This is a genomic window from Roseovarius lutimaris, from assembly GCF_900115165.1.
GTDB lineage: Bacteria > Pseudomonadota > Alphaproteobacteria > Rhodobacterales > Rhodobacteraceae > Roseovarius > Roseovarius lutimaris.
In genome coordinates, this window is sequence record NZ_FOVP01000006.1 from 45,336 (window position 1) to 58,534 (window position 13,199).

The following is a 13,199-nucleotide window of genomic DNA, read 5'->3' on the forward strand; positions in this document are numbered from 1 at the left end:
GTGACAAATGTCGAGACAAGTATACGGATGATTACGCCAACCGCCTCTCAAATGTTGCCGACAGTGTCGCGCGCCTTTCTTGAGGACTGGCTTGCAGTGCTGCGCACAAACTGCCCGCCGCAACAATTGGCAATCCTGTTGGAACAGGCCGGATTATCGGCAGAGAGCCAATCAAGGGCCCGGGTGACCCACGATCAGATTGTGCATCTCTATCAGGCGGCGGTGGCCGACACCGGCGACGAGATGATGGGGCTGTGGAGCCGCCCGATCCGCCTCGGCGCATTGAAGCATCTGTGCGCTTCGGTGCGAGGGGCGTCGTCCTTGTCAGCGGCGTTGTTCCGCTTTACCTCATTCTGGAACCTGATCCTGGATGATTTCAGCCTGACCCTGGACCATCAGGCAGAGGTCTTGCGTATTTCGCTGGTCGCGCGCGGCAAAGCCGCACCAAACAGGTTTGGGCATATGCTGTTGCTCAAGTTGACACATGGCGTTGCATCCTGGCTTGTCGGCTCCGAATTGCCATTGCGCGACGTCAGTTTCGGCTTTGATAGGCCTGATTTTGCCGAAGACTATCCCGTTCTGTTCCCAGCCCCAATTCGGTTTGGTCGGGCACATTCATCAATTTCTTTTGACTCTCATCAAAGCAATCTGCCCGTAACACGCAGCGAAACCGAAATGCACGAATTTCTGTTGCGCGCACCACGGGATTGGATTTTTACCAGCTTGCGCGAACACACGCTGCCATTGCGCGTGCGGGAATTGTTGTTGCGTTCGGATCAGTTGGATAGCGGCCTGAAAGAAACGGCAAGACTGCTGAACCTGACCCCGCGCACGTTGATGCGGCGGCTGGATGCCGATGCCACATCATTTCAAAGCATCAAGGATGGTTTGCGGCGCGATATCGCCATTCGTGATCTGACGCAAACCGGCAAAAGTATCGAAGCGATTTCACAGGATATCGGATTTGCCTCTGCCGCCAATTTTCATCGTGCCTTCAAAAGATGGACCGATGTGACGCCGGGGACTTATCGCAGATTATCGCGTGCAAATGCCCTCAAGAGGGTCGCGTCCGCTTAACGGGAAACTCGATGCAAAACTTTGCGTCGGTTGTCAGATGATCGTCGATCACCTGATCGAAAGGTGATCAGGTGGATGTTCAGCCCGAAAGTCAGGGGCTGGCGAAAGCAATTCCACCCGGAAATAGAGGATTGGCTGCCATATAAAACCGGCGCGTTGCCTATGCCTCAAAGCGCGGGCTGGATATGGCATCCCGAAGATTAACATAATCAAGATTATGAGCATAACATTTGTAGCCGGGGTGGATTCACAATCGAAGTGCAGATTTTGTACCAAGCTACTGAATTACATGGAGTAAAACTATGGGCCGATGTTACCCTCACCTGAGCTTGGACGAACGCCGCGAGATTGCCGAGTGGCGTTACCCGCCGATGCACGCCAGTCGATCTCCTTTGATCGCGGAACTGAGTTCACAACCGTGGTAAGGTCAAGGGCAGGTAAAAATCATCTCGACCCCATTGACCTTCCAGCAGGTGGAACCCCTATCTAGGGGGTAATCAAACTCAGGAGTCGACCATGCCAGACCCGCAAACCCTTCGGCTTTCCGTGCAAAACATGTCCTGCGCGTCCTGCGTGGGGCGCGTTGAACGGGCGCTATCTGCACGACCGGGTGTCACTGACATTCGCGTGAATCTTGCCAGCGAAACCGTTCAGGCGCAGGTCGACGCGCCTGAACGCATCTTCAAAGTCATGGAGGCACTTGACCAGGCAGGCTATCCCGCCCGGACACAAAGCGTGCGATTGAACGTGGCGTCTATGTCTTGCGCCTCCTGCGTGGGGCGCGTGGACAAAGCCCTTGGCGCGGTGCCGGGTGTGCTGGATGTGAGCGTCAACCTCGCGTCGGAAACTGCGACAGTCACCTATGCCGAAGGTGCCGTGGAGCTTGCGGATTTGCTGAAGGCGGCGCAAGATGCCGGCTATCCAGCAGAGCCCGCGCAGGACGCCGCGCCTGAGGATCACAGCGCCCGCAAAGAGAGCGAGGCGCGGGTGCTGGCCCGAAAAACAGGGCTGGCCGCGGGGCTTGCCCTGCCGGTGTTCACGCTGGAAATGGGGGCACATCTTGTGCCCGGCATGCATGATCTGATCGGTCGCACGATCGGCCATGAGACCAGTTGGCTGGTCCAATTCGTGCTAACCACGGTCGTGTTGATTTGGCCCGGCCGTGCCTTTTATACCAAGGGCTTTCCGGCACTCGTCAAGGGCGCGCCAGACATGAACAGCCTTGTCGCGGTCGGCACCTCCGCCGCCTATCTCTATTCGCTCGTGGCGCTTTTCGCGCCAGCAGTGCTGCCCGAAGCCTCGCGCGCTGTCTATTTCGAGGCGGCGGCGGTGATCGTGGTTCTGATCCTTCTCGGTCGCTGGATGGAAGCGCGCGCGAAGGGGCGCACTGGGGCTGCGATTCAGAAACTGCTGGGGCTTCAGGCGCGCACCGCGCGTGTCCTCGTAGACGGCGACACAAAGGACGTGGCAATCGAGCGGATCCGCACAGGTGATATCCTTGTTGTGCGCCCCGGCGAGCGGATCGCCGTGGATGGTGAGGTGACCAACGGCAGTGCCCGTGTTGACGAAAGCATGATCACGGGCGAGCCGGTGCCCGTGGCCAAGACGATCGGCGATCCGGTCACCGGCGGCACGGTCAACGGCTCCGGGGCTTTTCAGTTTCGGGCGACCCGCGTCGGCGCCGACACAACCCTGGCACAGATCATTCGCATGGTCGAAGAGGCGCAGGGCACCAAGCTGCCCATTCAGGGCATGGTTGATCGGATTACGCTGTGGTTCGTGCCCACCGTCATGGCACTGGCCTTGTTGACCGTGATCGTTTGGCTACTTGTCGGACCATCGCCCGCTCTGTCCTTTGCGCTGGTGGCGGGTGTGTCGGTGCTGATCATCGCCTGCCCCTGCGCAATGGGGCTGGCCACGCCGACCTCGATCATGGTCGGCACAGGCCGTGCCGCCGAGATGGGCGTGCTGTTTCGCAAGGGAGACGCGTTGCAACAGCTGACTGACGTCGATGTCGTGGCGCTCGACAAGACCGGAACGGTAACTGAAGGCCGTCCAGAGCTGACCGATTTGATTTTGTCCGACGGGTTTGAGCGGAGTGAGGTGCTGGCATTGATCGCGGCCGTCGAGGCGCAGTCGGAACATCCCATTGCCGAAGCCATCGTTCGGGCGGCGCGAACGGAAAACGTGGCGCGGCATGACGTCGAAAGCTTCGAGTCGATCACAGGGCATGGCGTCCGCGCCAGGATCGCAGGCCGTGATATTCTGGTCGGGGCTGATCGTCTGATGACTCGCGAAGGACTGGAGATCGGCGCGTTGGCTGACTCTGAACGCCGTCTGGCCGAACAGGGCCGAACGGCGCTTTTTGCGGCTGTTGACGGACGCGTGGCCGCCGTGATCGCCGTGGCCGATCCGGTGAAACCCGCCAGCGCCGCAGCGATCCAGGCGCTGCATGATCTGGGACTGAAGGTCGCGATGATCACCGGGGACAAGCGCGAGACGGCGCTTGCCATCGCGCGTGAAACCGGCATCGACCATGTGATTGCGGGTGTGCTTCCGGACGGCAAGGTCGCTGCGCTTGACGAATTGCGCGAGGGGTCGCGACAGATCGCCTTTGTCGGTGACGGCATCAATGACGCGCCCGCTCTGGCAAATGCCGACGTGGGTATCGCGATCGGTACCGGAACCGATGTGGCGATTGAATCCGCCGATGTTGTGCTGATGTCGGGCGATTTGCGCGGCGTCGTGAATGCATTCGAGGTTTCGACCCGCACCATGCGAAACATTCGTCAGAACCTGTTTTGGGCTTTTGGCTATAACGTTGCATTGATCCCTGTTGCGGCAGGTGTCCTGTACCCGGCCGTCGGCCTTATGCTCTCGCCTGTGCTGGCGGCGGGCGCCATGGCGCTCAGCTCTGTCTTTGTGCTGACCAATGCGTTGCGACTGCGCAGTGTTCGCCCTGCCATGGACGAGTCGAAACCTGTGCAAGCCGCGACAACCCTGTCGGCGTCGCCGGTCGGATAAAAAAGGAGAACACTATGAACATCGGAGATGTGGCCAACTGTTCAGGCCTGCCTGCCAAGACGATCCGCTACTACGAAGAGATTGGCCTTGTGCAACCCTTGCGCAGCGCCAACGGATACCGCACCTTTCGGGAAAGCGACGTGCACAGGCTCGCATTTTTGGGCCGGGCCCGCGCCCTCGGCTTTACCATCGAGGACTGTCGGAGCCTTTTGAAGCTTTACGCTGACACTGACCGAGCCAGTGCCGAGGTAAAACAGATTGCAGAAGAGCATCTTGAGCGGATCGACCGTAAAATCGCGGAACTGACCGAGATGCGGGCGACGCTCGCGCATCTGGTTGACGCCTGCGCCGGCGATCAACGCCCCGATTGCCCGATCCTGGCCGATCTGGCGACGGCGCAGGAAGAGGATTGCCATTAACGCCGTGATTTCGTCAGAGCGTTATCACTGATTTTATCGGGAAGTGATCCGACCCGAAGCTTTCCAGACGTTCGAACGACACCAGACCTATACCTCGGGTGAGATACATCTGATCAATCGGAACACGCAGAAACCAATAGTTTGCGTGAAAAGACGACAACATGCCGTGCCCGACGCGCGGATCAAGAAAGTTACCGTGATGCTTGAACCTCTGGCTGGTCCAGGACCACGCAACATCGTTGAAATCCCCGATGGCGATTGTTGGCCAATCGGCGGCCTTTGTCGCAAGGGCGGCTCGCTTGATCTGTTTATCTCGTGTTTCGGTATCGTTTCCCGGAACAGGCGGTCTGGGATGCAGGCCGATATAGTTGAAGCCGGTCCCGTCAGGGCCTCGCAATTCGGCGCAGACCGCTGGCGTGTTGTCATCGGCGAGAAACACAATCTCGGCTGACACGACGGTTAGGCGGGTTGCGAAGATTAGGCCATAATAGTTGTCTAGCGGATGTGCCAGAACGGTTGGGTATTTCGCCAAGGTATCGGTCAGCGCCTCATGCCAAACCGCATCTGTTTCCATCAGCAAGAGCACGTCAGGGTCTTCGCGATCTATGATCCCGGCCAGATCGTCGTGGCGGTCATTTTCCATCAGGACATTTGCCGCCAGAAGCGTAATTTCGCGGTCCTTGGGTACATTCTGCGTCGGCGTGATCTCTTTGGTGGCGAATTTGGTATAGGGAAAGACCTTGGCAAGTTGAAAGAGACCGCAGGCCAGCAAGCATATCACCAGCGGGATCTTGAAGGCGAAGGAGCCCCAAACCAACGTCACGCCTGCAAGGCCAAGGGCGAGGATGGCGATATGGAGGCGCGGAAACTCCCACATTCGCACCCACCAGCGTACACTATTGGTGAAAGGCAGGACCGTGGCCGCAACAACAGCCGCTGCGACGAGCCATATCAATATATCCATGACGTTTGACATTCTGCGCTCACCGTCCTTTTGTCACGGATCATCCTGGCATGTCCTGATCCCTTGCCGCTGGTGCACATGCATACCATATCCGGCGTTATACTCCATTTCGGCGCGGATTACGTTGCGCTAACCGGGGTGCCCGGTCCAGTCGGCCCTGACATCTCAACAGCCGTGATGCCGGGTTGGTTCCGACGACCGGATAAAGAAGGTTTTGCGGTCGGGTGCCGCATGCGGGCCCGAAGCGGCCAATCGAGGGAACCAATTGCCTGTTTGCGGCATTGAGACATTGGAATGTATCAATTGCACACAGGAAAAAGAAAAGCACATGTTGGAAATCAGTGGCCTTGGTGGCCTTATTCTTCTTGGTCTCGCGATCTGGGCCATCGTCTCGATTATCGGATCTTCAGTCAGCACTGGTAAAAAGGTGCTGTGGGTGTTGCTTGTCTTGCTGTTGCCGCTTCTGGGGTTCATCATCTGGTTGATCGCCGGGCCAAAATCCGCGCGATGAGTACCAGGTCACAGGTGACGGCAGAGCACGCAAAGCGCCCCTCGCAATTAGGAACCGACGTGGGGGAACCATCGCGCAGTATTTGCGTTGTCTATACGGATCACGCGTTCCTCGTTGGGTGATCCTGAAAGATCGTGGTTTCCGGCATCCTATATATCCGGGGCGATCCTTCAGCGTCCGTTTTGTCCCTCGGGCGCGCCGCCCCTGTCGATCTGGCAGGGGCGGTTTTTGTTTGTCGTGACCCTGCGCGATCACTGTTCGGTCGTGTCCGGAATTTGTTCGAACAGATCGAGCATCACCATGGCGATTACCAGAACCGGAATTGCAATAATGCCGCCCAACGGCCCCCAGAGCCAGAGCCAGAACAGAAGCGAGACGAAGATCAGCAACGGATTGACCGAGATATTGCGACCAATCAAGCCGGGGGTGACAAATTGCGCCTCAAACACATTCAGCATCAGAAAGGCAACTGGCGGCAAAAGCGCCATCGGCCCGCTAAAGGCAATGAGACCCGCCAGAAACAGGCCGACCGTCACCGCCAGAGGCCCGAGATAGAGAACGAAGTTCAGCACCGCCGCCACCGCCCCCCAGACGAAAGGCGACGGCAGGCCGATCAGCATGAGCACGATCGACAGCACCAGACCCAAGCCGGCATTGATGATCGAGATGGTCACGAAATACCGCGACACCAGATGTTCGGCAGTATGAAGCCGCTCGCGGATAACGTCCGGTTTATCCCTGGCGATGAAATGCGACAACCAGTTGTATATGCCATTGCGGGTCAGCAGGAAGAAAAACAGAGATCCGGAAAAAATCAGGAAATGCGCAACAAGGACGGGCGCAAAGAAAAGCGCATCGGTCAGCGAGGGGACGGCGGTATCACCGCCCTCGGCCTTGGCCGTGCTGTCGGCGCCGTCTGTGCCAAGAACCTCCTCGACGCCTTTGTTGACCTCATCAATCCCCTGAATGATCGTGCGGAACTCCTCGACGATATTGCGGACTTCGTATTTGAGCTTTGGCAACTCGCCAACCACCTTCCAGATCAGGGGTTCGGCAAGGAAGACGACCGCCATCAGGAGCAACAAACCAAAGCTGAGAATAGCAAGGGCCGCAAGGGTGATCGGCATGCCAAGACGCCGCAGAAAATCGGTCAGCGGCGCCAGAATCACGCCGGTGACCAGGGCAAGCACAAGTGGTGAGAGAATATCCGCGCCCAGTTTCAGGGCGCCGAATGTCAAAATGGTCGCGATCAGGAATATCGCAAACCGCAAGGGCGGATCAATTGCAGGATTTGGCTGGTACATCCTGTGCTAACGCCGCAGGATGCGTTTGGTTCCCTGCCGCAGGGCGGTGAACGAGGCCGTCATATCAATGGCCGAATGATCGGATCGCGCGTCGGATCAAGCTGCGCGATCTCGCACAGACGCGTGTACGACATGACCTCAAGCTTGCCATTGGCCCATTTGGCGATGGATTGGTCGCGCAGTTTTTTCAGCGTCTTGTTGGTATGGACAAGCGACAGCCCCAGGGCATCTGCCAGATCCTGCTGTTTAAAGGGCAATGGCACGCCCGCTCCATGTTTGAGATCCAGCGCCTCGCACCTGTCGTGCAACCGCACAAATGCGCGCGCCACCCGCTCTATTCCGCTCATCTGCCCCAGAATGGCAAGGCTTTCGCCCAAAAGATGCTCTTCCACCGCGGCGACCCATGTAAGATCAAAGGCGCGTTCGGGATGGTTTTGAAACAGATCCCATAGCGTTTTGCGGTCGAAAACACATAAAATCATGTCTGTGCTGGCCTCAACCGAATGCTGCATTTCCCGCATGACGCCGGCCTGTAGGCCAATGAAATCACCGGGCAGGACAAAGTTGATCACCTGCCGGTCACCGTCAATCAAGGTCTTGTATCTCAGGCCCATACCTTCAAGTGCGGTATAAAGCTGCGGCGCGTTCGAGCCTTCCATCATCAACGTGGTGCCCGCCTTGACCTTCATTTCGCCGACTTTAAATTCTTGCATGAAGCGGACAATGTCATCATCCATCTCGGCAAAGAGCGGTTTCTTGCGCAATGGGCAGATTTCACATTTGACCGGCATCATTTGCCCTCCTGGACATGTCACAGTTTAATGCCGGGCATCTCGATTTGTTCCATGCTCTGCCTTGCTTTGGAGCATGACATCATGGAAACAGATTTGAAAACACCAAATAGTGAAACGCGCCGGGGTATCGTGTGCCCGGTTTTTCTGGTGCTGGAAAAGAACCCACTGGTGGCGGCCGATATGATTGGCACGCTGACAGCCGAAGGGCCCTGTCACATCATCCACGAGACCAGCCCCAATGACGTCAGAGGCGCGTTGAGGGATGTCACACGGCTGGACGTGGCCTTTCTTGAGTTGGATGTCGATGGATTGAGGCAGAGCACCCTTGCCGCAGAGATAAACCGGCGCGGGGCTCATATCGTGCTGACGCGGGGCGAAGATGGATATCAGGCCGCGCAGTCCGCCGGCTGGGGCATGTTGATCCGACCCTTTACCGACCAGATGCTGCGCAGTTGTTTACCTGACGCGCGACAGCGCCCGGCACTACACTGTTCGGAGTGTTAAAAACGGGCAGATCAGGGTTTTTCCGACCGCGCCGAACGTCCGGCCTGAAGCCCGATGGCAAAGCCCTCGGCTAGTTGAAGAAACGGGTCACGGGATGGCGGCGCGTCAGCGTCCGACAGACCTCTTTTGGCCCCTGAGGACCGATGCCTTTTGTCACCTGTGCCTCGCGACCCGAGGGCCAGAAAACCGAAACCGAACGCACAGTAGAGCGCGCCGATCACGGTCGCCGCAAAAAGCGCGCTTTCATGGCTGGCAAGCAACATCCACAACGCTGCGGTCAGAAAACCAAGACCGGTCAGCGCAAATGTCGTGCCCAGGGCCGAACAAGCCGCAGCGCGCGCTGTCGCGCGCGCGCTGTCTTTCACATCTGAAACGAACTCAGTCAGCATTTATTTGCGCCCGCTGAGAAAGCCCAGCAGAAAGCCGATCCCGACAGCGATGCCAACGGCGGCGGCAGGCTGATTGCGCACGGCATCGGTCGTCTGGCTGGTCAGATCTTCGACTTTGGCCTGAGCGTGCTGCAAGTGTTGCTCGCCCTGCTCGCGCAGTTCACTGGCCTTCTTTGTGGCAGAATTCACCGCCGCCTCGCGCCGCGTTTCGCCCATATCGACCAGTGTTTGCGAAATCTGCGCAAGATCGGCCTTCAGCGCGGCAATCTGGTCGGACAGTTCGCGTGTCTCTGCGTCACTGGGTGTTGCTGCTGACTTCGATTGTGCCATGTCGGTCCTCCTTGAGTGATGGTTCGCATAGGCAACGCACACCTGCCTGAAATGTTCCGCAGTCTTTCTAAAAAGCCTATTTCCGAACAAAAAACGTTTTGGGAACCATTGAGCCGATAAGGCGTTGGACAAGCACAAACGCAGGAGAAAAGGAGCATAATCATGCTGTACTGGGCTGTCGTATTTTTCATCGTCGCGATCATCGCGGGCGTGTTTGGATTTGGCGGAATTGCCTCGGCTTCGGCCGGGATTGCCCAAATTCTGTTCTTTGTCTTTATTGTTCTGTTCGTATTGGCGCTTGTCATGCGGGCGATCAACGGGCGCGCGCCCTGAGTCGGGACAAGGGTCGTGACCCATTGACCCTGCCCGTAAAAAGGGCTCCGTTCTGATCGAGCGGAGCCCTTTTTCTCATGTAGCGGATGGCGTGATCAACCTGTCAGTGTTTCGGTGCTGGCAAAGAACATCGCCTGACTGACGGCGGATTGCACCTGATCTTCGGTATAAGGTTTGGTGATCAGGAATGCGGGCTCGGGCCGCTCGCCGGTCAGCAAACGCTCGGGGAATGCGGTGATAAAGACCACAGGGATTTCACCCATTTCGGAAAAGATTTGGTTCACCGCATCGATGCCCGATGATTTATCGGCCAGCTGAATATCTGCAAGGATCATATCCGGTGGTTGCCTGTGGGCCAGATCGACGGCGCCATCGCGGGTTCTGGCGATTCCGGTAACCTCGTGACCCATGTGTTGGACAATTGAAGAAATATCCATGGCGATAATCGCCTCATCCTCGACCACCATGATACGGCCCTGGATGTTGCGCTGCATTTCAGTGCGGGCAATTGCCAGAAGATCCTCCGCTTCGGTCGCGCGAATGCCCATGATTTGCCCGATCTGATCAGCCGGAAACTGTTCGATACTGTTCAGCAACAGCGCCTCACGGCTGTTTCTGGTCAGATCGGCAAGGCGCCATTGCGCGCGCGCCTCGGGCGAGCCATCCTTGGGGGTCCGATCCACAGGCGAGCCCGATGATGCCCAGATTGCGTGAAAGGCCTTGAAAAGCGACAGTTTTACCGAAAGCTTGGGGTCCATTGTGTCTGGGTCGGCAAGGATGGCCTCCAAGGTTGCTAGGGCATATCTGTCGCCGGTGTCCTGGTTGCCCGTAAGGGCCCGTGCATAGCGCCGCAGATAAGGCAATTCATTGCCAATAGACGCCGAAATCCCGCTTTGATCCTGCTTGTCCGTCATGGTTTCCCTCAAAAAAAACGCTACATGATGGAACCAAACGCCGCGCAAGCGTGTTAGGTTCCCTGATAGATGCGATATTTTCGCTTAGTACAGTCATATAACAAAACCACGAGCGCCATGACAAAACAACGCAGGACATCCAGAGTGACCCAGCAAATCGACGAAAACCTTCGCCGTGTCTACTCCGAGACGGCGCAAGAGCCGGTGCCGGATCGGTTTACCGACTTGCTGGAGAAATTGCGACAGCAGGAAAAGCCAGAAGACACGGCCGACAACGAAACGGACGGGACCAAGTCGTGAGCCAATCCAGAGATCCAAAAGACGAACTGGTGAACCACTTGCCAGCGATGCGCGCCTTTGCCATGAGCCTGACCCGCAACAGCGCTGCGGCGGATGATCTGGTGCAGGATACGGTTGTCAAGGCATGGAGCAATTTCGACAAGTTCAAGGTCGGGACGAACCTGCGCGCCTGGCTTTTCACGATCTTGCGCAACACGTTTTACTCCAACCACCGCAAGCGCCGCCGCGAGGTCGAAGACCCCGAGGGAACCATGTCGGACAAGCTGTCGGAAAAACCGCATCATGACGGGCGTCTCGCGATGGGTGACTTCAGGAAAGCCTTTGCACAATTGAACGATGAACAGCGCGAGGCGCTGGTTCTGGTCGGCGCCGAAGGGTTTTCATACGAGGAAGCTGCCGAAATGTGCGGGTGTGCGACAGGTACGATCAAAAGCCGGACAAACCGGGCCCGCAAGAGACTGGCCGAGTTGATGCATCTGGAGGACGAAGACGAGCTTGAACTGACCGACGCGGCGACCCTGGCGGTTGTCTCAGACAGTACGGCGGCATGAGAAAAACTTTATTGACGGCGGTTCGTGACGCAAGATCAGGGCTTGCGTTGCGGTTGATTGCCATTCTGTCGATTGCAATCCTACCTTTGGGTCTGATCTCTAGCTATCAAACCTCAAAGGTGCTGGAGAAAAACGGGGCGCTTTCGGAAATCGCACTTTTGGATCGCACACGCCAGGCCGCTGCCGAAGAACGTGCATTGATCCAATCGGCCTTTGGGGCTGTCGAGGCCATCAGCGCCGCAGCCAGCATTTTCGACTCTGCTGATATTGACTGCGATGCCGTGCTGTCCCGGCTGATCACCATGGAACCGAAGTATATTTTCGCAGGATTCGTTGACACCCGCGGGATAATGACTTGTGCGTCAAACAAGGAGCGCGCCAATCTAAGTGAAACGCCGTTTTTTCAGGACCAGTTTGCAAATCCGGGGGGGCTTGTGAGCGTGCGGCCAATGGATGCAACCACGGGCGGGATTGCATTGAATGTAAGTGTTCCAGTCGTCGTAAACGATGATCTGATCGGGCGTTTCTGGATTTCTATTCCGCTGACACTGGCGAACGATTTGTTGGGGGAGAGCAGCGATACGGCCAATCTACTGATCTTCGACAGTGAAGGAGAAATCCTGGCAACGGAAAATTTTGGCGATGATCGCCGCACGATCCTGCCGCAAGACCGCAGCCTGCAAGAGATAGTGCGCGGCCAACAGCGGACCTTTCGCACGCACAACCGGCGTGGCGATCTGCGCGACTTTGCGGTTGTGTCTATCGTCGATGACACGGTTTATGTGCTGGGCAGTTGGGAACCGCGCAACACTGGCGCCCTCACCGGTCCTAGTGAAAGGATCTCGCTCTATTTTCCGGTGTTGATGTGGATCGTGGGCATGGCGGTTGCCTATATCGGCACCAACCGCCTTGTCATTCGCCACATCAAACGTCTTCGCCAGTGGATGCGGCTCTATTCGGTCGGTCAGATTGATTTTAGCCAGGCTCGATTGCAAAGCGCCCCTGAAGAGCTTGAAGCCGTGGCAGACGCATTTCGTGCCATGGCGCAAAGACTGTCAGAGCAAGAGCGCAGGCGCGAAGAAGATATCGAGGAAAAAACCACATTGCTGCGCGAGGTTCATCACCGAGTCAAGAACAACCTTCAGTTGATTTCCAGCATCATGAACATCCTGATCAGAAACACCGACAGCGAAGAGGCCAAACATCTTTTGCGCCGGGTGCAGGACCGGGTGATGGCCCTGTCGGCGATCCACCGATACGTTTACATGTCACCCAAGCTGTCGATGGTCCGCGCGGATCAATTGCTGGAGGATATCATCAGGCAACTGGTGGTCGTTGGCAGCGCCGACGAACCCGAGAACAAGGTCAGTATGTCCACCCGGTTCGACCCTGTCGAACTCTCGCCGGACCAATCCGTCCCTCTTATGCTTCTGGCAACTGAGGCGGCGATAAACGCGGTAAAATATTGCGCGGCGGCAAATGGGGGCAAACCCTGGATCACTCTGACGTTGCAAGATCTGGGTGAGGATCACGTCAAGCTAAGCGTGGAGAATTCACGCAGCGGTCTTGCCGAAGAACAGGATAGCGACACCGATCACACCGGGACTGGCCTTGGCTCTCGTCTGATTGAATCCTTTGTCTCGCAACTTGACGGGACGCTTGAGATCAACGCCCTACCCGACAGGTTTGAGCTGCACGTGAGTTTTGTGTTGGTGAAGGACGAGGGCGACGACGCTCTCTAGGCGGGTCTTCGTGATGCCGACCCTTGATTGCCGCTTTAAGCAC

Annotated in this window: 15 protein-coding genes; 9 read left to right on the forward strand and 6 right to left on the reverse strand. The window is 57.2% G+C overall.

Annotated features, from left to right (window positions below):
- Positions 1 to 27: 27 nt before the first annotated feature.
- From BMZ91_RS06595 to cueR, 3 genes are all read left to right on the forward strand, one after another.
- On the forward strand, positions 28 to 1,077 hold the full coding sequence (locus tag BMZ91_RS06595) for an AraC family transcriptional regulator (protein WP_092836014.1): 1,050 nt from the start codon (positions 28 to 30) through the stop codon (positions 1,075 to 1,077).
- A 516-nt stretch (positions 1,078 to 1,593) separates the two neighbouring features.
- Entirely contained in the window at positions 1,594 to 4,101 is a 2,508-nt protein-coding gene (locus BMZ91_RS06600) for a heavy metal translocating P-type ATPase (RefSeq protein ID WP_092836016.1), read from the forward strand.
- Between the two features lie 14 nt (positions 4,102 to 4,115).
- Positions 4,116 to 4,520 carry a Cu(I)-responsive transcriptional regulator gene (gene cueR, locus BMZ91_RS06605; protein WP_092836018.1) on the forward strand — a complete coding sequence of 135 codons (405 nt, stop codon included), beginning with the start codon at positions 4,116 to 4,118 and terminating at the stop codon, positions 4,518 to 4,520.
- 13 nt (positions 4,521 to 4,533) lie between these two features.
- On the opposite strand, the gene BMZ91_RS06610 is transcribed toward cueR, so the two are convergent.
- Positions 4,534 to 5,484, reverse strand: coding sequence for an endonuclease/exonuclease/phosphatase family protein (locus BMZ91_RS06610; RefSeq protein WP_245736229.1), 951 nt, complete (start codon positions 5,482 to 5,484; stop codon positions 4,534 to 4,536).
- 328 nt (positions 5,485 to 5,812) lie between these two features.
- Here BMZ91_RS06610 and BMZ91_RS06615 point away from each other — a divergent pair, with 328 nt between their 5' ends.
- Entirely contained in the window at positions 5,813 to 5,995 is a 183-nt protein-coding gene (locus BMZ91_RS06615; protein ID WP_092836022.1) for a PLDc N-terminal domain-containing protein, read from the forward strand.
- Positions 5,996 to 6,246: 251 nt separating this feature from the next.
- Here BMZ91_RS06615 and BMZ91_RS06620 read toward each other — a convergent pair whose 3' ends face one another.
- Positions 6,247 to 7,266, reverse strand: coding sequence for an AI-2E family transporter (locus BMZ91_RS06620; protein WP_245736230.1), 1,020 nt, complete (start codon positions 7,264 to 7,266; stop codon positions 6,247 to 6,249).
- Positions 7,267 to 7,358: 92 nt separating this feature from the next.
- Entirely contained in the window at positions 7,359 to 8,090 is a 732-nt protein-coding gene (locus BMZ91_RS06625) for a Crp/Fnr family transcriptional regulator (protein WP_092836293.1), read from the reverse strand.
- Positions 8,091 to 8,186: 96 nt separating this feature from the next.
- On the opposite strand from BMZ91_RS06625, the gene BMZ91_RS06630 reads away from it, so the two are divergent.
- A complete protein-coding gene (locus BMZ91_RS06630) occupies positions 8,187 to 8,597 on the forward strand; it encodes a hypothetical protein (RefSeq protein WP_143076306.1) in 411 nt (136 codons plus the stop codon).
- Between the two features lie 11 nt (positions 8,598 to 8,608).
- On the opposite strand, the gene BMZ91_RS06635 is transcribed toward BMZ91_RS06630, so the two are convergent.
- Together BMZ91_RS06635 and BMZ91_RS06640 are read right to left on the reverse strand one after the other, a co-directional pair.
- Positions 8,609 to 8,986 (reverse strand): phage holin family protein, encoded by a 378-nt coding sequence (locus BMZ91_RS06635; protein ID WP_245736231.1) that lies wholly within the window; start codon positions 8,984 to 8,986, stop codon positions 8,609 to 8,611.
- Positions 8,987 to 9,316, reverse strand: coding sequence for an ElaB/YgaM/YqjD family protein (locus BMZ91_RS06640; protein WP_092836028.1), 330 nt, complete (start codon positions 9,314 to 9,316; stop codon positions 8,987 to 8,989).
- A gap of 162 nt (positions 9,317 to 9,478) precedes the next feature.
- Between BMZ91_RS06640 and BMZ91_RS06645 the strand changes: the two genes are divergently transcribed.
- Entirely contained in the window at positions 9,479 to 9,649 is a 171-nt protein-coding gene (locus BMZ91_RS06645) for a DUF1328 domain-containing protein (RefSeq protein ID WP_092836030.1), read from the forward strand.
- A gap of 95 nt (positions 9,650 to 9,744) precedes the next feature.
- Here the strand turns inward: BMZ91_RS06645 and BMZ91_RS06650 are convergent, their stop codons facing one another.
- A complete protein-coding gene (locus BMZ91_RS06650) occupies positions 9,745 to 10,563 on the reverse strand; it encodes a response regulator (RefSeq protein ID WP_092836032.1) in 819 nt (272 codons plus the stop codon).
- A gap of 144 nt (positions 10,564 to 10,707) precedes the next feature.
- Here BMZ91_RS06650 and BMZ91_RS06655 point away from each other — a divergent pair, with 144 nt between their 5' ends.
- The 3 genes from BMZ91_RS06655 to BMZ91_RS06665 are packed head-to-tail and all read left to right on the forward strand — an operon-like array spanning position 10,708 to position 13,156.
- The gene (locus BMZ91_RS06655; RefSeq protein ID WP_342741936.1) at positions 10,708 to 10,863 is read left to right on the forward strand and encodes a NepR family anti-sigma factor; all 156 of its coding nucleotides are present in this window, start codon (positions 10,708 to 10,710) and stop codon (positions 10,861 to 10,863) included.
- A gap of 47 nt (positions 10,864 to 10,910) precedes the next feature.
- A complete protein-coding gene (locus BMZ91_RS06660; protein WP_245736239.1) occupies positions 10,911 to 11,414 on the forward strand; it encodes an RNA polymerase sigma factor in 504 nt (167 codons plus the stop codon).
- On the forward strand, positions 11,411 to 13,156 hold the full coding sequence (locus BMZ91_RS06665) for a sensor histidine kinase (protein WP_092836037.1): 1,746 nt from the start codon (positions 11,411 to 11,413) through the stop codon (positions 13,154 to 13,156). The genes BMZ91_RS06660 and BMZ91_RS06665 overlap by 4 nt, the downstream gene beginning before the upstream one ends.
- The last annotated feature ends 43 nt before the right edge of the window (positions 13,157 to 13,199 follow it).